Here is a 19,560-nt window from a genome sequence, read left to right as displayed (position 1 = left end):
CGGCAGCGCGGCGGCTATTTCGGCGGCGGCGTCTTGCTGGGCAACAATCCAGGCCGGGGCCTGAATGTCATCCAACGGGTCTTGCACACTGGGCAGCTCGTCCAGAGATGCGCCCTGGCGGGCGGCCAACTGCTCCAGCCAGGCCATCGCATCGTCAATGTTGTCGGCGATGTCCGCTTCGGGGCTATTGCCGGCGCAGGGGCGTCGTCCAGGGGAGGTACGGCCGTTAGCGCCGCCAATGTCGCTTCATCGGCATCGTACAGGGATGGCAGTTCATCGAGCGACGCACCCTGGCGGGCGGCCAATCGTTCTAACCAGGCCATCGCCTCATCGGGGTCGTCCGGTATGGCCTCTAGTAAATCGTCGCCAGCAGCAGACTCAGACGATTCTATCTTGGCGACGGTGGGTTCCAGCAAATCACCATCCTCGTCCAGGGCGTCGTTTAGCAAGGCATCGTCCCACAAATCGTCAGACCATTCATCGTCAGACCACTCGCCGACAAGCAAATCGTCAGCCTCATCCGCTATGTCTGCAGGCAGATCTTTTGGTTGCGGGGCAGGCGGTTCTTCTTCGACCGGCGATAGGCCGACCAGAGATTCAAGTTGGTCCAGAGCGGCGGCCAATTCTTCGTCGGAAATTATCAGCGCATCCAGGTCACTATCCGGTGTGGGGGCAGCCGCCGATGACCAATCGGTCTCTTCTTCTAACCAGGCCAGCTCGGCCAGCAGCGCCGGAGCGACAGGCGGAACGTGACGTGTTTCCGGGGCGACATCTTCGTCGTTGGGCAGCCAATCGGGAACGGCCGTTTCATCCTCTCCTTCTTCCTCCGCCAGATTTTCCAGCCAACTCATGGTGTCGGCCAGGTCGTCCAGGGGAGCGGGCGGCGTGGCGAGGGATAAATCGCCGGCGATTTCAACAGCGATCTTATCGCCGATTTCATCACCCAGTTCGTCGCCGATTTCATCGCCGAACAGGTCCAGGTCGGCGCTGGCTGCGCCCTGACCGGCCGTCAATCCTTCCAACCAGGCCATCGTCTCGTCCAGATCTTCCAGGGCTTCGGGCAGCAGGTCTGGCTGAGAGGCGTCTGAGACGGCCGTTTCCAACCCCATCGCCGCTGGCCAGAACTCATCTTCCGATTCCAGAGCTTCGAGTTCCGGCTCCAGAGCTTCCAGGGATGGCGTCTTAGTCAACGGCTCATCCAACCAGGTTTCAGCGTCAATGGAAGGCAGTTCGTCCAGAGGCGCGCCCTGACGGGCAGCCAATCGTTCCAGCCAGGCCATCAGCTCATCCGGGTCGTCGGGCACGGCTAGACTCAGATCATCTTCTATGGCGTCCTCTGGCTCTTCGGTGATTGCGGCGGCCGTCAACAGCACTTCGACCGGCTCAATGTCAAGCTCTTCTAATTCGATACCTTCCAATTCGGCGCCATCGGCTGTCCAATCGGCGTCGCCGGTCGGCATACTATCAAATAATCCTTGTTCAAACCCCTCGTCCGCCGCAGTTTCCACTGCGTCGGCTGCAAACATCCAGTCGGCTATACCTTCCACAGGCTGGCTATCGGTGGGCACAGAGGGCAGTTCATCCAGGGGCGCGCCCTGGCGGGCGGCCAGGCGCTCCAGCCAGGCCATCGCTTCATCCGGGTCTTCTGGCGGCAGGTCGAACGCCTCTTCGGGCGAATCCAACGCCAGAATTGTCTCTGAAACATCCAGGGAGGTGAACAGGTCATCGAGGTCTGGGTCTTGGGCCACAGTGGGCAGCTCTTCTACCGGCGCGCCAGGTTCGCCGGCCAATTCCTCCAGCCAGGCCATGGCATCGTCCAGTTCACCGGGAACGGCTGCGGGTTCCTGGCCGATCTCTAGAAGTGCTGCGTCCCAATCTGTTTCCGCAGCAGCAGCCAGTTTGTCGGCGGGTTGGTCGGGTCCGGGTTGGGCTTCCGGCCACTGCCAGGTGGGCAGTTCGTCCTGAGGTTCGGCGGTTGTCTCGCTGGCAGCCAGGGCATCCAGCCAATCTAGTTCTGGTTCTTCATCCAGGAGCGTTATAGCTGGTTCAGGTTCATCGAGCGATACGGCCGTTTCCTCGGCTAATTCGTCCAGGTCCATCCCCATCCACTCTGGCAGTTCGCCGCTGTCCTGCAAGGCTTCCGCGCCGCCGACAGCCGCTTGTGACAGGCTTGCCAGATCGTCCAGCCAGTCTAATTCTTCATCCGGCTGCGCCGGTTGATCGGTGGGCGTTTCTGGTTCTTTTGTTGGCCCGGTGGTTGTTTCCTCTTTATCGTCGCTCACAACTTCCTCCAAATCCACGTCCAGGCTGGATATTGCTGCAAATGGCGCCGCATCGTCGTCAGACATCAGCCAATCAGGTAACGTATCGCCCAGGTCCAGGTCATCGTCTTGAACGACTGGGGGCAAGTCGTCCATCCTGGCTGCGGCGCTCAACATGCCGCTCATCACCGGCGTTCCCAATCCTTGTTCTTCCCAGGCATCAGCCGGTGGCGAATCTACTTCGGATTGTTGGTCCGTGAACTGCGCCGCTTTTGTTTCATCGAGTGGGGCAGAATCCATCGTATCCAGGCTGGCGCCCACGAGCCAATCTGGTAAGCTGCCGGTTGGCACGGGTTTAGCAGGAATGGCCGCGGCCTCACTTTGCAGCCAATCTGGCAATTCATCGCTTATCAGATCGTCACTCGGTTGGTCGTCTGCCTGCGCCAGGCTGCCGGTTCCCAAAAGGTCAGAATCTACACGAGAAGGGGCGGCATGGCTTAACCACTCCGGCAAGCTGCCGCTGTCGGGCAAATCTAATTCGCGGTCAACGGCCGTATCATACGCGGCCGAGGTTGTGGCGACTTCCGGTTCATCAGCAAAGAACTCTTCGTCTTCAAACTCGTCCTCGTCTTCGTATTCATCCTCATCATCCTCTTCAAGCGCGTCGTCGCGGAACCAATCCATGGCGTCATCGGTTTCCGGGTCGGCTGGATTGCTGGCGGCTACCCACGCGGCCAACTCCTGGGCCACTTCGCCGCTTGTGGCGGCCGTATCGTCATAAAGGTCGCCGGTTTCGCTGCCACCCATCAGCCAGGTCGGCACGTCGGCGTGCAAGTCGGCGGGGAGCGACAGATCCATCCCAGCAAAAATATCTTCTGAGGCGGCCGCTGCCTCAGCTTCGGCATCTGATTCGACGTCTCGCTGTTTCAATTCGTCAGTCAGACGCCATACCACCTCTTCATCATCCCGGGAACTGTCCGACCTCCGTTGGAAGTCGCCAAATTGGCTGAGATCAATTTCTCCGGCTGCGGCGTCGTCTGGGGCATCGTCAGGGTCAATTTCTAACCACTCGTACTCATCCTGCGCCGCACCGTCATCCGCTTCGGCGGCAGGTTCGCTTTCACGCATCCAGGCAGCGGCCGTCAGGGTATCTAGTTGGATAGGTTCTAGATCATCCTGGTTGATTGCGGACAGCCAATCGGGTGCGAGATCATCCTCGTCGGTATCGTGCCCGGCGGCTGGGGCCACAAACAAACCAGCATCCTCCCCAGCCAACCAATCCAGGGCGGCTTCGTTTTGGTCGGCAGCGAACAGGTCGGACTCTGATGTTTCGTCCTCGTCGGGGCCAACCAGACTGGTTAACCAATCGGACTGAGGCTTGGTTACGGCCGTTACTTCGGGAATCAGGGCGTCTCCTTCGGCCGTATCTTCGTCTTCGTCTGTCCGGGCGAGCATCGCCGACGTGGCGGCCGCGACGGGCGGCAGTTCGCCGGTCAGCCCTTCCAGCCATTGGTACATGTCGTCGTCGGTCTCCGTTTCGGTTTCGGGCTGGCCGGCGAGCGCAGGCGTCACTGGCGACCAAACGCCTGTCTCCTCAAAATCGGCCTGGCCGCCTTCCATGCCTAAGTAATCCAATTCGATGACCGGCGGTAGAGGGAAGGCGCCCTCGGCGCAAAAGGCGCTGCCTTCCGGCGTTTCGGGGTCCAGGTGTTGGGTATCTAGCAGCAGTAGGCCGTGTACGCGCTGAAGGTAAGCCTGGGCTTCGTCCACACGGCCGGTACGCAGCCAGATTTCGGCCAGGATAGCGTTGGCGGTGATGCAGTTGGGCAGGTGGTCGAGGATATTTAGCGCGGCGTTGACCGCTTCCATGCGGCGGCCGTTACGCCACAAGGCTTCCATCAGCAGCACGCGCAAATCTACGCGCTCTTCATCTTTGGCGATGGCTGCGCGCAGCAAGGTCACGGCCTGGTCATACAATTCGCTGCGTAAATACAGGCGGGACAGAGCGCCTTCAGTCAGAAAGAGCGTGGCGGGGATAACGGCCGTGTCCCCATTTCTTGGCCCGCTGCGCCTGGCATCGAGGTGGTGATTGGTATACAAAGCGCGCAGTTCTTGCTGAATCGTGGCGTTGTACGGTTCAATCTCGTAGGCACGTTCCAGATGCCAGATAGCCTGGGGCAGCACGTCTTCTTCTTTGTAAATAATCGAAAGACCGGCATGGGCAATATAATCGCTGGGGGCTGCGCTGAGGATGCGCTGGAACAACTCCGTCGCGCCGGTGTATTCCCCTTTTTCCAACAGCGCTTTGGCCAAAAGGCGATAAGTAGCAATATGCTGCGGCTGCTGCTGCAAAATATGGCGGCAGTGTTCAATCGCCAGACCGTACTGGTTATCATCCAGAAGTTTGTTGATTTGTTGATGATAAGCGTGCAGGGTAATGGTTGTCACAGGGTAACCCCTCTTCCTGCAAAACGTAAAACGAACAAGATGGTCACGTATTTGAGGGCGAGTTTTACGTCTTACGTGTTTATTATGGTTAACTTATTGCGATATTATGCAAAGTTTCCGTCAATTAAGCAAGTGACGGTCGCGCAGTTGGCGTAGTAGATCAGTCACGTCTTGTTCTTGCTGGGGCATAGGGCCGATGGTGTCGCGTATTTCGTCACGGCGCAGCAACGCGTAAATGGTATTGAGAATGCCGTTGTTCAGAACGTTAAGTTCATAGCCACCCTCAAGGATGAAGAGGATACGGCCGTTACACAACGCATCGGCCATCTGCATCAGATAGCGGCAAATTTGGGCATAACCTATCAAACTCAACCCCCCCTGCGCCAAAGGGTCTTGCCAATGGGCGTCAAAACCGGCTGAAACCAGAATCAAATCCGGTTGGAAGGTGAAGACTTTGGGCAGCACCAATTCCTTCATAATCTGGTAGTAGCCAGTATCGCCAACAAAAGGAGGCAGCGGCACATTCAGCGTGAATCCAAAGCCATGCCCCGCGCCTACCTCATGCGACAAGCCAATGCCCGGATAAAAAAATGGCGCAAACAGGTGCGTCGAGACAAACAAGACCGAATCATCCAGATAAAAAATCTCCTGTGTCCCATTGCCGTGATGAACGTCAAAATCAACAATAGCCACTCGTTTCGCGCCATGCACTTCTTGCGCCTGCCGGGCGGCAACGGCCGTATTGTTCAACAAACAAAAGCCACCCACCTGATTCGACCCGGCATGGTGGCCAGGCGGTCGCACCAGCGCCAAGCCATTTTTCGCCTGCCCGGTCATAATCTTATCCACCGCTTCACAGCAGCCACCCACCGCCAGCCGCGCCAGCCGAAAACTATCGGCCGTTGCGTAGGTATCGCCATGGTCCAACAAGCCGCCACCCTGCCAGGAAGTCTGCTGAATCTGTTCGATAAGGTTGGGTGTATGCACACGCATCAACTGCTCTATGGTAGCCGCCATCGGCTCCAATGGCGTCAGGTCTGGCAAAACGCCATACTTCTCCAGATAGGTCATTGTGGTGGCTAACCGGTGGTGACTTTCCGGGTGATAAGGTTTGGTATGGGATAACGCCGGGGCGTAAACCAGCAAGGTACTCATCAAGCATCCTCGTCTATGAGTTTTGTCTCAACCATACGACCAATGATTCATCGGGCAGCCAATTATACGCCTGAAACAAAAAGGGTGCAGCAATTGTGCTGCACCCTTTCTTCACATTGAATCAACAAGACCAGACAGCTTTGCGAAAACCTGTCTGGTCTAACGTGGTGGTCTAGCCACCATTCACCAACATATAAAGCAAACCTTGGCCACCGGCAAAAGCGACCACCAAACCGGCAAAAACAACAGAGACCATGGACATCAATTTAATCAGAATATTCAACGAGGGGCCAGAGGTGTCCTTAAACGGATCGCCGACAGTATCGCCAACGATGGCCGCTTTGTGCGCCTGCGACCCTTTGCCACCATGATGCCCTTCCTCGATATATTTTTTGGCGTTATCCCAGGAACCACCGGCGTTAGCCATCATAATTGCCAGCGCAAACCCGGCCGCCAGACCACCAGATAACAGCCCTAACACGCCGGCCACGCCAAATAAAATCCCCACGACAACCGGCACGGCAATGGCGATGACCGAAGGCAGCACCATTTCGCGCTGGGCAGAAACGGTACTGATGTCTACACAACGGGCATAATCGGGGCGAGACGTACCGGCCAGGATGCCAGGGTCTTCACGGAATTGGCGGCGAACTTCTTCCACCATGCCGCCGGCCGCCCGGCCTACGGCACGCATGGTCAGGGCCGAGAAGTAGAAGGCGGTGGCCGACCCGAGAAATAAGCCAATCAGCACGGACGGATTGAGCAGCGTCACATTGTAGTAGACCATAAAATCTTCCATGGTCATAGTGGCTACAGCCACAGTTCGTCCGGCAATTTCTATCGTTTCGATATGGCGCAGTTCAGTCAGCACCAGGCGAATTTCTTCCAAATAGGCTGCCAGAAGCGCCAGGGAGGTTAAGGCCGCCGAGCCAATGGCAAACCCCTTGCCAATGGCGGCTGTGGTGTTGCCCACCGCGTCTAGCTGATCTGTACGGTCGCGGACTTTGGGGTCCAGGTCAGACATTTCGGCGTTGCCACCGGCGTTGTCGGCGATGGGGCCGTAGGCGTCTGTGGCCAGGGTGAAGCCGAGGGTGGAAAGCATCCCAACGGCGGCAATGCCCACGCCATAAAGGCCCATGAGGATGTTGCTGCTGCCGCCAACAATGTAGAAGCTGACGGCAATGCCAAAAACAATGGCGATGACCGGGATGCCGTTGGATTCCATGCCCACCGCCAGACCTTCAATCAAGGCGGTGGCCGAGCTTGTTTCGGCCTGGGCGGCGATGCGGCGGGTGGGTTTGAAGGCATGGGAGGTGTAATACTCGGTGGCTTTGCCCACGATGATACCGACGATGAGGCCGATGATAACGGCCGTCCACACCTGCCACCAATTCGGCAGCCCCAAAACATACAAAATCGGCAGGGCCAAAACGGCGATACCGATGGAACTGCCATACAGCCCCCGGCTCAACGCGCCAATCAACTCCACCTGCGACGCACCTTCGTCCGCCCGTACCAGATAGATCGCCATGATAGACAACACAACGCCCACGGCCGCCAGCGCAATGGGCGCCGACAGGTAACGAAGCTGCATCTCCATGACGGTTAAGCCTTCCAACACAGCCCCAGATGTCGCCACCGCCGCCACCCCCAGCGCCGATGTCGCCAAAATAGACCCGGCGTAAGATTCATACAGGTCCGCGCCCATGCCGGCCACGTCACCCACGTTGTCGCCCACGTTGTCGGCGATGGTCGCCGGGTTACGTGGGTCATCTTCAGGGATACCGGCTTCCACCTTGCCCACCAGGTCCGCGCCGACATCGGCCGCCTTGGTGAAGATGCCGCCGCCTACCCGCGCAAACAACGCCTGTGTAGACGCGCCCATGCCAAAACTGAGCATCGTCGCGGTGATGGTGGGCAGCGGGTTGGCCGCCACACTAACAAAACTGTTGGGCAGCACGGCCGGGAAGCCATAATACAAAATCAGAAACCAAACGGTAATGTCTAGCAGGGCAAAACCGACCACCACCAGACCCATGACAGCCCCGGCGCGTAAAGCAACTTGCAGGCCATTGTTCAGACTTTGGCTGGCAGCGTGGGCAGTGCGGGCCGAGGCATTGGTCGCCGTTTTCATACCAAAAAAGCCACACAACGCCGAGAACAAGCCGCCGGTGATAAAGGCAAACGGCACGATGGGATTTTGCAGCTTCAGAAACGACATGAGCAAAAACACTAGAAATAAAGCGCCAAAAACAATCGCCACAACCCGATATTGGCGAGATAAATAAGCCATAGCGCCTTCACGAACTGCCTGGGCAATTTCGATCATGCGCGGGGTACCCTCACTGTAGCCCATCACCTGGCGATAAAAATAAAAAGCGTAACCCAGCGCGATGATTGCGCCAATTGGGCCCAGCCACCACAGCCAGGGTAAGGCTGCGCGACCAGAAGCAGCCTCTTGCGCCATTAACATTGTTTGTTCCATGTGGATAATTCTTTCGCCTCCTGCAAGGTTTTGTGGTTTTGGTGCCGTTAATAACCGCACTTATAGGGCAAATTTGTCCATTTGGGGTGACGAATTTTGACCCAGAATTCAGGATGGTACGGGGCGGAGATTGTAACGAATTGCACAAACCGTGTCAAACCGGGTGACACTTTACTGGCAAAAGCATGACAAAACTCACTGGTTCCACCAGCCCTGGTTCCAATTGTGGTAGGCTTGTGATAAATAGTTATAATTTAAGGTGTGGTGGTAACATCATCTCACCAGAAGCAAAAGGAGCGGAAATTTCCATGACTGTACATCTCTACCTGTCCCTGATCCCTGAGGCGCTCATCGCCTCAATGTACCCGCCGGAAGAGTTCGGCGTTTACTACACCGTAGGCTACAGCAAGAAGAATCGCGGGCAGGCCATGTTTATTGAACTAGACCCTGACTTTCGTCACGATTTCTTCCGTATAGAGGAAGGGATTGCCCGTTGTGTGCCGCATGATGACGGCCGTCCGAAAAAATCCGTCTATATTTCCACCTACCGTGTCTTGGAACACATTCCCCTGACCAATATCAATACCCTCTATCTGGTAACAAGATTCGGCGAAACCATCGCCTTGCAGCGCAGCAACACTTACCCCCAAGATAAAACAGGGCTGTATATGTACCAGGAAATCGCGCCCGTTTCGCCGTTGGTGGTCAGTACCCTCAACCCGGTGGCGCTGCACCAGTTCCTTACCCAAGACGCCACAAGCCTGGTTCATTTACCGGCCGTCTGCTTTGTAGATTTGCGCCTGGGCGACCTGGCCAGAGACCCGGAAAACGGCTCCGTGGGCGACCTGCCTTACGATTACATGCATCAACTGCGTGAAGGTTTGTTAGAACTAAAAACCAAAACCATCCACACCAAAATGATTGACCGCACCCACACCGTTGAATATCCCTACCGCATGATCAATAACGGGGTTTACCTGGGCAACAGGCAAGAGTTGGCCTACTTCCCCCTCCCCTCGCGTGACGAACTGCGCAAAAACTATTCACGCTGGTGGCGCTCCGCTAATTCATAAATAAAACAAAAGGTCCCCGGCGCTTATGGAAGCGCCGGGGACCATAAACCTGGCAAGTCGGCCACTACAGCCCGCTAATCCGACAACGTAGACAAATCCCCCACGTCCTGATTCAAAGCCCGCGCTTTTAAGATACGCCGCATAATTTTGCCGGAGCGTGTTTTGGGCAGCCCATCTACAAAGTCAATTGTCGAAGGCTTGGCAATTGGTCCCATTTCGTGGGACACATGCTCTTTGAGCATTTGTTCCAGTTTTTCGCTGCCTTCCCAACCCTGCCGCAAAATGCAGTATGCCTTGATAATGTTGCCGCGCAGTTCATCGGGTACGCCAATCACGGCCGCTTCGGCCACCGCCGAATGGCTGACCAGGGCGCTTTCAATTTCGGCCGTCCCCAGGCGATAACCCGACACTTTGATCACGTCGTCTACCCGGCCAATGACCCAAATATAACCATCCTCGTCTTTGCGGGCGCTGTCGCCGGGCATATACCAGCCCTGCTCGGCAAAACGGCTCCAATACTGGTGGACATAACGGTCGGGGTCGCCCAAAATGGTGCGCAGCATACCCGGCCAGGGGGACTTGACCACCAGGAAACCCTCCTCATTGGCGGCAACCGGGTTGCCATCATCATCCACCACGTCCACGACCACGCCAGGGAATGGCAGTGTGGCCGAACCGGGCTTCAGGGGGATGCAGGGCATGGGCGTAATCATAAAACCGCCCGTTTCCGTTTGCCACCAGGTGTCCATGACCGGGCATTTTTCTTTGCCGATGACGCGGTAATACCAGCGCCACGCTTCGGGGTTGATGGGTTCGCCGACGGTGCCAAGCAGGCGCAGGGAAGACAAGTCGTGCTTTTCGGGCCAGCTTTCGCCAAAGCGCATGAGGCCGCGGATGGCGGTGGGCGCGGTGTAGAGAATGGTGACGCCATATTTGGCAACCAGCGACCACCAGCGGTCCGGGTATGGATGGGTGGGCGCACCTTCGTACATGAGACTGGTGGTCCCTAAAATGAGTGGTGCGTAGACAATGTAACTGTGGCCGGTAATCCAGCCGGGATCGGCGGCGCACCACCACACATCTTCTGGCTTGATGTCGAACACCCACTTTAGAGTGGTGGCGGTCCAGACCATGTAGCCGCCGTGTGTGTGCAAAATGGCTTTGGGTTTGCCGGTGGTGCCAGAGGTGTATAAGATGAAAAGGGGGTCTTCGGCATCCATAACTTCGGTGGCTGCGTGGGGGTCGGCAATCGCCAGGGCCATAAGGTCGTGATACCAGTAATCGCGCCCATCTACCATGTCTACGGCCGTTCCCGTCCGCTTAACGCAAATAATAGATTGCACCATTTCCGAGCGTTCAGCCGCTTCGTTGGCGATTTTCTTCAGCTCGATAATGGTACCACGCAGCCAGGCGCCATCGCAGGTGATGAGGACTTTAGAGCGGCTGTCGTCTATGCGTTCGTGCAAGGCTTCGGTGGAGAAGCCGCCATAAACCACGGAGTGCATGGCCCCAACTTTGGCGCAGGCCAACATAGCGATCACCAATTCGGGGATGCGGCCCATGTAAATGGTAACGCAATCGCCTTTGTGAACCCCCATGGATCGCAGGACGCTGGCAAATTTACACACTTCGTAGTTTAGCTGCTGGTAGGTGTAAACGCGCGTATCACCTGCTTCCCCTTCAAAGATAAGGGCGGCTTTGTTGCGCACGGCCGTGCGCATGTGCCGGTCTAGCGCATTATGGATGATATTCACTTTTGCGCCCTTGTACCATTTGTAAAAGGGAGCGTTGTCGTCATCCAGCGTCCTTTCCCAGGGCTGATACCATTCAAAGTTTTCGGCCGCGATCTTGCCCCAAAATTTGGACAGATCGGCGGAGGCTTCCGCGTGAACTTTATCATAGTCGCGGATATGTGCCTGGGCCACCACTTCTGGAGCCGGATAGTAGACTTCGCCAACCATCTGTTTATCGTCTGCCATTGCGTCGTCCTCCTCACGTTTGCTTTAGATTGTTTTGTTGGGTGAGTGCCCTGGCTGGTTTTGGGAATTAAGTGCGGTCAAACGCAGAGCGATATAAGTATATTGGCAAAATCGCAAAGTGTAAAACGCTTTGGGGAGGGTTCGTCGTTTAGCCGGCGTGGATGCGGAGGTGGTTGGCGGAGGGGTCTTGCAGGTGGAGGACACGGCCGTTCCAGTCATAACCCATACCCGCGGCTGTTAATCGTCCAGCCAGGGCATCTACGGCCGTTTCATCCGACAAGAGTATTTCATACCACAGCAACCGGGCCTTGTCTGGTGTGGGCGGGGGCGCGCCAACGCCGGCCCAGGTGTTCAACCCCAGGTGGTGGTGATAGCCACCCGCGGCGACAAAAGCGGCCGTACCGCCATGATACATCACCAGGTCAAAGCCCAGAATGGTAGTATAAAAATCAACCGCCGGCCGAAGCTGGCTGACATGCAGGTGAATATGGCCCATCAGTGTGTTGGCGGGCAAACCAGACCAGACGGCCGTATCCGCCGACAGTTCGCCCAATACCCCATCCACGTCGAATGGCTCGGTGGTCATCGCCAAACGGCCGTTAGCCATCGGCCACTCAGCGCGCGGCCGGTCATGGTAAATCTCAATACCGTGCCCGTCAGGGTCGGTCAGGTACAACGCCTCGCTGACGCCATGATCAGACGCGCCGCCGATGGCCGTTTGGGATTGAATGAAATGGTAGAGGGTTTGCGCCAGGGCCAGCCGCGACGGCAGCAGCAGGGCAAAGTGGTAGAGGCCACTGTTTTGGCGGGTCGGCTGTGCGCCGGGTTGGCCCTGTAAAACCAGCAGCGGGCGTTGGGATGCGCCTAGTACGGCCGTTTCCCCTTCGCGCGCCAGCAGTTGCAGCCCAATTTGCTCCTGGTAATAAGCCAGCGAACGGGACAAGTCGGCTACGGTTAGAGCGACGCGGCCCATATGAGCGGTGGAGGGGAGTTGGTGGGTCATAGGGATGGGTATTATAGACCTGACAGGTCTTCGCGGCCTGTGAGGTCTGTTGTAAGAATACTGGTTGTCTGAGCTTTCCTGTGACAAACCCCTCTCCCCAACCCTCTCCCAAAGGGAGAGGGAGCCGGTTCCCTCCCCCAGAGGGGGAGGGCTAGGGAGGGGGCAACCACAGAATTCATCAGAGACCCAAATTGCTTAGGCCGCTACGGCTTCCGGCTGCTGCACCAGTTCCAGTTCAATCTCGATATTGATTTTTTCGCCGACCAACATGCCGCCGGTTTCCAATGCCTGGTTCCAGGTCAGGTCCCAATCTGTGCGGTTGATGCTGCCCGAAGCGGAAAAGCCGCTGCTGACGGCTCCCCACGGGCTTTTGGCCTGGCCGGCGTATTCCACGTCCAATACCACCGGTTTGGTGATGCCGCGAATCGTCAGGTCGCCATACAGTTTACCCGTCTTATCGTCAATTTTCTCGACACGAGTGCTTTGGAAGGTCATGTGCGGGAACTCGGCGACGTTAAAGAAATCTGGCGAAACCAGGTGGCCGTCGCGCCGTTCATCGCGGGTGTTGAGGCTGGCAAGGTCTACGGTGACGGAGACGGCCGTAGCCTCCAAATTGTTTTCATCAAAAGCCACACTGCCTTCCCATTTTTCAAAACGGCCGCGTACCTTCGAAATCATCATGTGCCGCGCCGTAAAATAGATATATGAATGTGAGTAATCAATTTGCCAGTTCATTTGTTATAATCTCCTCGTATTGGTAATTTCTCTGTCCGTCTGTCAATAAATGGACTACAGTCCGTATTTCTGTTAGAATAATACCGGACTAGAGTCCACTTGTCAAGGATTTGTTGACACCAAATCCGCGAAATCACCTATAAGCAGGAAATTTAGATGAACTTACGCCCAACAAACGATCCGTTTTCAGACAACATCCTTTTAGATCAAATTGACGACGGACAGAGAACAGAACGGCGCGACGCAGCGGCCAACCGCCTCCTCATTCTGCAGACGGCCGAAGCGCTTTTCGCCGAGCGTGGCGTACCCGCCGTCAACATGGCCGACATTGCCCAGGCGGCCGGCGTGGGCAAAGGCACGCTGTACCGCCGCTTCGCCAGCAAAGCGGAATTATGCCTGGGGCTGATGGATGAACAGATGTCGGCTTTCCAAAACCAGATGCTCAGCCAGTTCCGCCAAATGACGGCCGGCAGTGTACCCTACATGACCCAACTTGAGTTTTTCCTGGACGCTTTGGTGCGCTTTACGGAAATCCACGCGCCGCTGCTGAGCGAAGTGCAGCGAGCCGGGCTGATTCAAGAGGATCACCACACCGAGCTGCCCCACTTCTGGCAATACATGACGGTGAATGGGCTGCTGCAAACGGCCGTGAAAGCCGGCGAAATCCCTGAGGCTTTGGACGTAGCCTACCTGTCCGACGCCATTTTAGCCCCGGTAACAGCAGACATTTTTCAATTTCAGCGCCAGGTACGGGGGTTTTCTATCGAGCGAATCAGCGAAGGGCTGCGCGTTCTGGTCAGCGGCCTGCGCTTTTGCGAGTAAAAACAATGAGGCTGGAAACGTTAGCGTCTCCAGCCTCATTGCTATTAGGAAATGGCCGGAGCCTGATGCAAAAAGGTGTCGTCGGTCAACTGCTTCAGCACGAAATCGGCCACATCAGCGCGAGACACTTGCCCCGCCTTAATCGTTTTTTCCGTGCCGGCGGCATAGCTGCCCGTAAGCGGACCATCGGTCAGGCCACCCGGCCGCACAATCACCCAATCTAACCCGCTGGCGCGCACCAGGTCCTCTTGCTTCTCTTTTTCCTCCATCGCCGCTTTGAGCACCGTTTTCATCAGCATTTTGAATGCCAAAGGAACCTGATCTTTGCTGTCGCCCACGCCGATGGAGCTGACCACCACCAGCCGCTTCAGGCCGCTGGCCTGCATCGCGGCAATGATGTTGCCGGTTCCGGTTGAGACCACATTGCCCGGATTGTTGGACGTGCCCCCCAGGCTGCATACCACCGCGTCGGTTCCCGCCAGACAAGCGGCCACGTCGTCGGGCTGTAATACATTGCCCTGGATGATGGTAAGACCAGGGTGGGTGAAGTCGAATCCGTCGGGCTGGCGCAGCAGCGCCCGGACTTCGTGGCCCAGCGTCAACGCCTGTTCCATCGCCCGACGCCCCACGCCGCGGCTGCCGCCGAAAAGTGCAATTTTCATCGTATACTCTCCAATTTTGTTTGATGAACTATGGAATGGTAACGAATCGGATTCTAACAAATCGGGGTATCAGACGGCAGGAACCCTCATCTTGCGCTCAGGCCCTGGCCATTGGCCGATCTGTTTCACTTATCGCCGCGTCGGCGTGCTGAATCGCCTTACGGCCGTTCAGCCAGCCGGGTGGCAGCATTTCATAATTGGCGGCGCTGTGGATGACGTGGGGATACGCGCGGGCTTCCTGGTCTGTCAGACCGGTGGTGATAACCACCACATCCATGCCGGCGCGGCGGGCGGCTTCGATGCCGGCGTGGGAATCTTCAAACACCAGACAAGCAGCCGGGTCAACCCGGAGCCGCTGCGCCGCTGTCAGGAAGATGTCGGGATGGGGTTTGCCGTTTTGCACGTCGTGGGCGCCAACAACGGCCGTAAACGTCTCCATCAATCCCAACCTTTCCAGGATAAACGTGATGTTGTCCGGCCCGGCGGAAGTGGCAACGGCCGTTTTCAACCCCGCGTCCCGACTGCGCTGCAAAAAGGCCAGCAGCCCGGCCACCGGCCGTAGCTGTGGCGCATAAATCGCCCGATAATGCAGCTCTTTCTGCTTGGTGAGCCGCGCTATTTCCGCCGTCGGCGCGTCGGTCCCCAACATTTCACGCACCGTTTCGGCATTGGTCTTGCCGCTTAACCGGTGATGAAACTCCGCTTCGGTCATTTCCAGGCCCAATTGAGCAAACAGCGACAGCCAGGCTCGGATGTGGTACGGCATGTTGTCAATCAGCGTACCATCCATATCAAAAATAAAGGCTTCGTATTGGTTCATGGGCGAAACTGTAACAGCGGCAGCGACGGCCGTCAACCATTATCCATCTGACGTTTGACCGATGACACCAACCCCATTCTAGGCTAAACTTAGCCTCATGGAAACCCCTTCTCAATTCACCAACGCGCCGCGAAACATCTGGTTAGTGGCACGGCCGTTTCTGCTGGCCCTGCTGATGTGCATCTCGTTGACGGTATATTGGCTGGATTCGGCCGCCGGACCGCTGGACCCGGCGCGCGGATTCACGGCCGCCGCTCAAACCACGGCGTTGGCGGCCAACGCCGTAGCGGCCAACGCCGTGGCCGCCATTGCTATTACCGACACCTTGCCTGCCTACGGCGTCAACCATATCAGCTATCCGGCGGCCCAACCGGTCAGCGAGCAGCGCTATCAGAACGGCCTGGCCACAGGCGCCAGTTGGAACCGCTGGCCGATGTATTGGCACGACATTGAGCAGCAGCCCGGCATGTTTGCCTGGGCTTATCAGGATACGGCCGTCAGCGCCGACATCGCCCACGGCCTGAAACTAAACGCCATTTTGCTGGGCACGCCCGGTTTCTACCGCACCGACCAACAAGGTGGCGGTTCCACCGCCGCCGGATCGCCGCAGCAGCCCACCTCTCCCTTTGCCCTGAACGCGCCCAATACCGGTGTACCGCTGGGCTTGTATACCCCCATCTTTAGCGATGGCAGCGACACCCCCGGCCCCGGCAAAAGCATCAACCCGGCCAACGTGTGGGCGCGTTTTGTAGATACGGTCGTTGCTCGCTACAAACCAGGCGGCCTCATCGCCCAACAGCAAGGTTGGGCGGCCGGCGTCGGCGTGACCCACTGGGAAATGTGGAACGAACCCGACCTGCTCCATTTTTGGGACGGCTCCGCCGCCGATTATGCCCGCCTGCTAAAGGTTGGCTATCTGGCCGCCAAAAACAACGACCCTGCCGCCCAGATTATTTTCGGCGGGCTGGCCGTCGTTTATGACCCCAGCGACATCCCCTTTCTCAGCGCCGTCCTGAACGTCTTCGACCAGGACCCGGCCGCCGCGCAGCACGGCTACTACCACGACGTGCTGGCGCTGCACAACTACAGCTACGCCTACCGCTCCTGGCGCGCCGTCTACATTGCCGAACGCCGTCTGGCCGCCCGCGATCTGGATAAAGCCATCTGGCTAAACGAGACCGGCGTGCCGGTTTGGGATGATTATCCCGGCCCGGTCTGCGACCCAACAAGCCCTTTCCGCGCCACCATGAACGAACAATCCGCCTTTATCATCCAGAGCGCGTTGTATGCCACCTACGCCGGGGCGGACAACTTTTTTTTCTTCCAGCTTTACGACGACTGTGGTAACGTGGCGATTGATCCTGACTATTTCCCGCCGGAGCAGTGCGCCGCGGGACCGCCACCACCCAATTATGCCGGTGACGCTTTTGGGTTTTTCTCCAATTTGCCCGGCGACGCCTGTTATTCCCACCACCCACAACCGGGCATCGCCCGGCCTGGCCTGGCCGCTTTCCAGGCGCTGACGACCCATTTTCGCAATGTCGAGGCTTTGTGGCGGCTGCGGCCGGGGGGCGGGCAAGAATGGGTGGCCTTTTACCGGCCGGATACGCAGGCGCGTATTGTGGGGTTGTGGGCGCTGACGGCCGTTAGCGAAACGGCGGTCATTACCACCACCAACAGCGCCCAGACCGGCCTGCTGGTCCACCCAGACGGCCTGACGGAGACGATCACCGCCACCAACAGCGTTTTTACCATCACGCTGCCGGCGGCCAGCAACACCAACACACCCACCGACCAACCCATCAACCCCATCGGCGGACGGCCGTATCTGCTGATTGAGGCCGACACCCTGCCACCGGAGGTGATGGCCTACGCGCCGCCAACAGCGGCTGTTGCGGTTGAGGTGAGCTGGTTTGGGCAAGATTGGGGCAGCGGCATGGCGAATTATGATGTGTTTGTGATCAAAGATGGCAGTTTACCGGCAACCTGGCTGATGGGCACAACGGCCGTGTCTGGGGTCTATCCGCTGCAAATGGGGCACACCTACACGTTTCAGATTTTGGGGCGAGACCGTGCGGGGAATGTAAGCGGGGGAACGGCCGTTACCGTAGTCGCGCCCATCCTGGACCAGCACGCCTACCTGCCCATCGTCGGTCGCTGAGGAACGAGATCTGAATAATTTACACGTTTAGATTGGACAAATCTTCTGAGATTTGTCCAATCTTCCGTTCAACCACAAAAGCTCAGAAATTAATTGTGGTTTCGTCGGCCAGCGCCTCTGCCGTACCATTCACGCAAATGGGCAGTGCCAGCCGGAAAATCGCGCCGCCGTCTGGATTATCAGACACCGCCAGCCCGCCCTGATGGGCTTCCACCACCATCTTGCAAAACGTCAGCCCCAAGCCTGTCCCGCGCCGCTGCGTGCCATCAACCTGGGCAAACTTATCAAAAATACGCAACTTATCGGCATCCGCCACGCCTGGCCCATCATCAATTACCTCCACCACAAGCTGCTTCTCTGCGGGGTAGGCCCGGACTTCCACAACGCCGACCGACGTCGCATAATTGAGCGCATTGGTCAGCAGATTGTTCAGAACCCGCTGCAATAATTCGCGGTCACCGCGCAGCGCCGGCAGGTCCTCCGGGATGGTGATGCGCAAATTTTTACCCTGAGCTTCGGAAACAACCTCCCAATGGGTCAGGGCGTTGCACAGCCAATCTGTACTCTCGATGTGGCGCAGTTTTAGCGGCAGCGCGCCAGCCTCCAAACGTTCCACGTCCAGCAAATTATCTATCAACTGCAAAATACGCTGGCTGGATTCATCGGCTCGTACCAAAACTTGCTGCTGCCGCGCCGTTATTGCGCCCAAATGCCCTTTAGACAACATGCCAATGCCACTGCGAATCACCGTCAGCGGGCTTTTCAGATCATGAATGACCATTTGTGTCAATTCGGCGCGCAGCCGCTGTTCGCGCTGTAGTTCATCTGTACGCCAATGCACCAACCGGTCCAAATGGGCGACAATAATATAAAGAATGAAAAAGCCCAACACGCCCTGCATCAGCAGCATAAACAAGACAACCGGGCGGTGTGATTCCAGATCAAACACCCGAATGATAAATTCTGCGCTTAACAGGGAAAAACCGACGATCAAAACACTGCCGGCCGCGGCAAAATAACGGGAAACCTGCAAATCTTCTGTATCTCTGAGCGTAGACAAAATGGCCCACACGGCCACCAAAAGCGCCAACAGCGTAACCGGGTAAAAAAACAGCCTGCTCAATGCCTCCGACCGGCCGATCCACAGGAAGAATTGGGCTTCGGCCAGCAGCGCCAGCGTCAGGGCAAGCCGTTGGCTAAAGGTGTACCGGGCGTCAAAATCTACCCGGATACGCGCTGCCGACCAGAGATAAAGGGCGATGGTGACACCAGCCAGCAGCAAACCGGCCATGCGAGCCAGGCGGAGGTTGAAAAGGAAGGAAAGGGGAACGGCCGTAATCAGCCAGACATACCCGCCAAACAACAAAAAAACGGCCGTCACCAACCACCATCGCCAGCGCGCCAGCCATGCCTCAGCCTGGGGCGACCAACGAATGGCCGCCAGCGTAAAAAACAGCGCCCCCACCGGTAAACTGAGATACAAAGACCAGAGAGAAACCTGAACATCCGCTTCGGCAAACAACACACCCGGCGTCGCCAACCCACTCAACAGCAGCAGCCCGGCCATCAGGCTGAACGCCAGGGTGATAAACTGCATCCGCGCCCGTATGCGCTGCCCAAAAACGCCGCTAGAATAAAGGGCGATGTTTAACGCGACAAATCCAGAAAAAGCCGTCAGGTAATAATGGATATACCGGTCAAACTGCATGTTGATCCAGAGAAATGAATCGAGCGCCGGCAGTAAGATGAGCAGCAGAAAAAACAGCGGTGGCGTGCATAGAATCACAACCATCACCGGCTCTTTTTTGGCGAACAGTGGGAAATCAGACATTTTCAACCGCTTAATGACGCTCCCTGCCAGGGTATACATGACGACATGGCATTGACGCACCGCCACAGCGCCAAAGTTTAACGACGTAAACTGTCCATTTCGCTTAAGGGGTCTTTGCGACTTTA

At 57.2% G+C, this 19,560-nt stretch carries 12 protein-coding genes; 3 read left to right on the top strand and 9 right to left on the bottom strand.

What is annotated here, in order from left to right:
• Window positions 1-14: 14 nt before the first annotated feature.
• The 3 genes from IPM39_21300 to IPM39_21290 all read right to left on the bottom strand — a co-directional run bounded on the left by IPM39_21300 (window position 15) and on the right by IPM39_21290 (window position 8,331).
• Window positions 15-4,709, bottom strand: coding sequence for a tetratricopeptide repeat protein (locus tag IPM39_21300; protein MBK8988572.1), 4,695 nt, complete (start codon window positions 4,707-4,709; stop codon window positions 15-17).
• Window positions 4,710-4,829: 120 nt separating this feature from the next.
• Window positions 4,830-5,864, bottom strand: coding sequence for a histone deacetylase (locus tag IPM39_21295; GenBank protein ID MBK8988571.1), 1,035 nt, complete (start codon window positions 5,862-5,864; stop codon window positions 4,830-4,832).
• Window positions 5,865-6,036: 172 nt separating this feature from the next.
• Window positions 6,037-8,331, bottom strand: coding sequence for a sodium-translocating pyrophosphatase (locus tag IPM39_21290; GenBank protein MBK8988570.1), 2,295 nt, complete (start codon window positions 8,329-8,331; stop codon window positions 6,037-6,039).
• Window positions 8,332-8,657: 326 nt separating this feature from the next.
• Between IPM39_21290 and IPM39_21285 the strand changes: the two genes are divergently transcribed.
• Window positions 8,658-9,422, top strand: a complete 765-nt coding sequence (locus IPM39_21285; protein MBK8988569.1) for a hypothetical protein — start codon at window positions 8,658-8,660, stop codon at window positions 9,420-9,422.
• 74 nt (window positions 9,423-9,496) lie between these two features.
• Here the strand turns inward: IPM39_21285 and acs are convergent, their stop codons facing one another.
• The 3 genes from acs to IPM39_21270 all read right to left on the bottom strand — a co-directional run bounded on the left by acs (window position 9,497) and on the right by IPM39_21270 (window position 13,139).
• A complete protein-coding gene (acs, locus tag IPM39_21280) occupies window positions 9,497-11,401 on the bottom strand; it encodes an acetate--CoA ligase (GenBank protein ID MBK8988568.1) in 1,905 nt (634 codons plus the stop codon).
• Between the two features lie 148 nt (window positions 11,402-11,549).
• Window positions 11,550-12,404, bottom strand: a complete 855-nt coding sequence (locus IPM39_21275) for a VOC family protein (GenBank protein ID MBK8988567.1) — start codon at window positions 12,402-12,404, stop codon at window positions 11,550-11,552.
• A 195-nt stretch (window positions 12,405-12,599) separates the two neighbouring features.
• Window positions 12,600-13,139 (bottom strand): polyisoprenoid-binding protein, encoded by a 540-nt coding sequence (locus tag IPM39_21270; GenBank protein ID MBK8988566.1) that lies wholly within the window; start codon window positions 13,137-13,139, stop codon window positions 12,600-12,602.
• A gap of 156 nt (window positions 13,140-13,295) precedes the next feature.
• On the opposite strand from IPM39_21270, the gene IPM39_21265 reads away from it, so the two are divergent.
• Window positions 13,296-13,961 (top strand): TetR/AcrR family transcriptional regulator, encoded by a 666-nt coding sequence (locus IPM39_21265; GenBank protein ID MBK8988565.1) that lies wholly within the window; start codon window positions 13,296-13,298, stop codon window positions 13,959-13,961.
• A gap of 44 nt (window positions 13,962-14,005) precedes the next feature.
• On the opposite strand, the gene IPM39_21260 is transcribed toward IPM39_21265, so the two are convergent.
• Both IPM39_21260 and IPM39_21255 read right to left on the bottom strand, forming a co-directional pair.
• A complete protein-coding gene (locus IPM39_21260) occupies window positions 14,006-14,623 on the bottom strand; it encodes an SDR family oxidoreductase (protein MBK8988564.1) in 618 nt (205 codons plus the stop codon).
• A gap of 97 nt (window positions 14,624-14,720) precedes the next feature.
• The gene (locus IPM39_21255) at window positions 14,721-15,443 is read right to left on the bottom strand and encodes a beta-phosphoglucomutase family hydrolase (GenBank protein ID MBK8988563.1); all 723 of its coding nucleotides are present in this window, start codon (window positions 15,441-15,443) and stop codon (window positions 14,721-14,723) included.
• Between the two features lie 97 nt (window positions 15,444-15,540).
• Here IPM39_21255 and IPM39_21250 point away from each other — a divergent pair, with 97 nt between their 5' ends.
• Window positions 15,541-17,604 (top strand): hypothetical protein, encoded by a 2,064-nt coding sequence (locus IPM39_21250; protein ID MBK8988562.1) that lies wholly within the window; start codon window positions 15,541-15,543, stop codon window positions 17,602-17,604.
• Window positions 17,605-17,686: 82 nt separating this feature from the next.
• On the opposite strand, the gene IPM39_21245 is transcribed toward IPM39_21250, so the two are convergent.
• Complete coding sequence (locus IPM39_21245) at window positions 17,687-19,435, bottom strand: hypothetical protein (protein MBK8988561.1); 1,749 nt, start codon at window positions 19,433-19,435, stop codon at window positions 17,687-17,689.
• Window positions 19,436-19,560: the final 125 nt, after the last annotated feature.

Origin of the sequence: Candidatus Leptovillus gracilis, from assembly GCA_016716065.1 — a bacterium.
Taxonomy (GTDB): domain Bacteria; phylum Chloroflexota; class Anaerolineae; order Promineifilales; family Promineifilaceae; genus Leptovillus; species Leptovillus gracilis.
The sequence above is the reverse complement of the archived record's forward strand: the minus strand, read 5'-3'. Positions and strand labels throughout refer to the sequence as shown.

Bases quoted from the DNA above. Each gene is read 5' to 3' on its own strand.
- IPM39_21290 (MBK8988570.1), bottom strand. From the start codon at position 8,331: ATGGCGCAAGAGGCTGCTTCTGGTCGCGCAGCCTTACCCTGGCTGTGG.
- IPM39_21275 (MBK8988567.1), bottom strand. From the start codon at position 12,404: ATGACCCACCAACTCCCCTCCACCGCTCATATGGGCCGCGTCGCTCTA.
- IPM39_21250 (MBK8988562.1), top strand. From the start codon at position 15,541: ATGGAAACCCCTTCTCAATTCACCAACGCGCCGCGAAACATCTGGTTA.
- IPM39_21255 (MBK8988563.1), bottom strand. From the start codon at position 15,443: ATGAACCAATACGAAGCCTTTATTTTTGATATGGATGGTACGCTGATT.
- IPM39_21285 (MBK8988569.1), top strand. From the start codon at position 8,658: ATGACTGTACATCTCTACCTGTCCCTGATCCCTGAGGCGCTCATCGCC.
- IPM39_21295 (MBK8988571.1), bottom strand. From the start codon at position 5,864: ATGAGTACCTTGCTGGTTTACGCCCCGGCGTTATCCCATACCAAACCT.
- IPM39_21260 (MBK8988564.1), bottom strand. From the start codon at position 14,623: ATGAAAATTGCACTTTTCGGCGGCAGCCGCGGCGTGGGGCGTCGGGCG.
- IPM39_21270 (MBK8988566.1), bottom strand. From the start codon at position 13,139: ATGAACTGGCAAATTGATTACTCACATTCATATATCTATTTTACGGCG.
- IPM39_21265 (MBK8988565.1), top strand. From the start codon at position 13,296: ATGAACTTACGCCCAACAAACGATCCGTTTTCAGACAACATCCTTTTA.
- IPM39_21245 (MBK8988561.1), bottom strand. From the start codon at position 19,435: ATGTCTGATTTCCCACTGTTCGCCAAAAAAGAGCCGGTGATGGTTGTG.
- acs (MBK8988568.1), bottom strand. From the start codon at position 11,401: ATGGCAGACGATAAACAGATGGTTGGCGAAGTCTACTATCCGGCTCCA.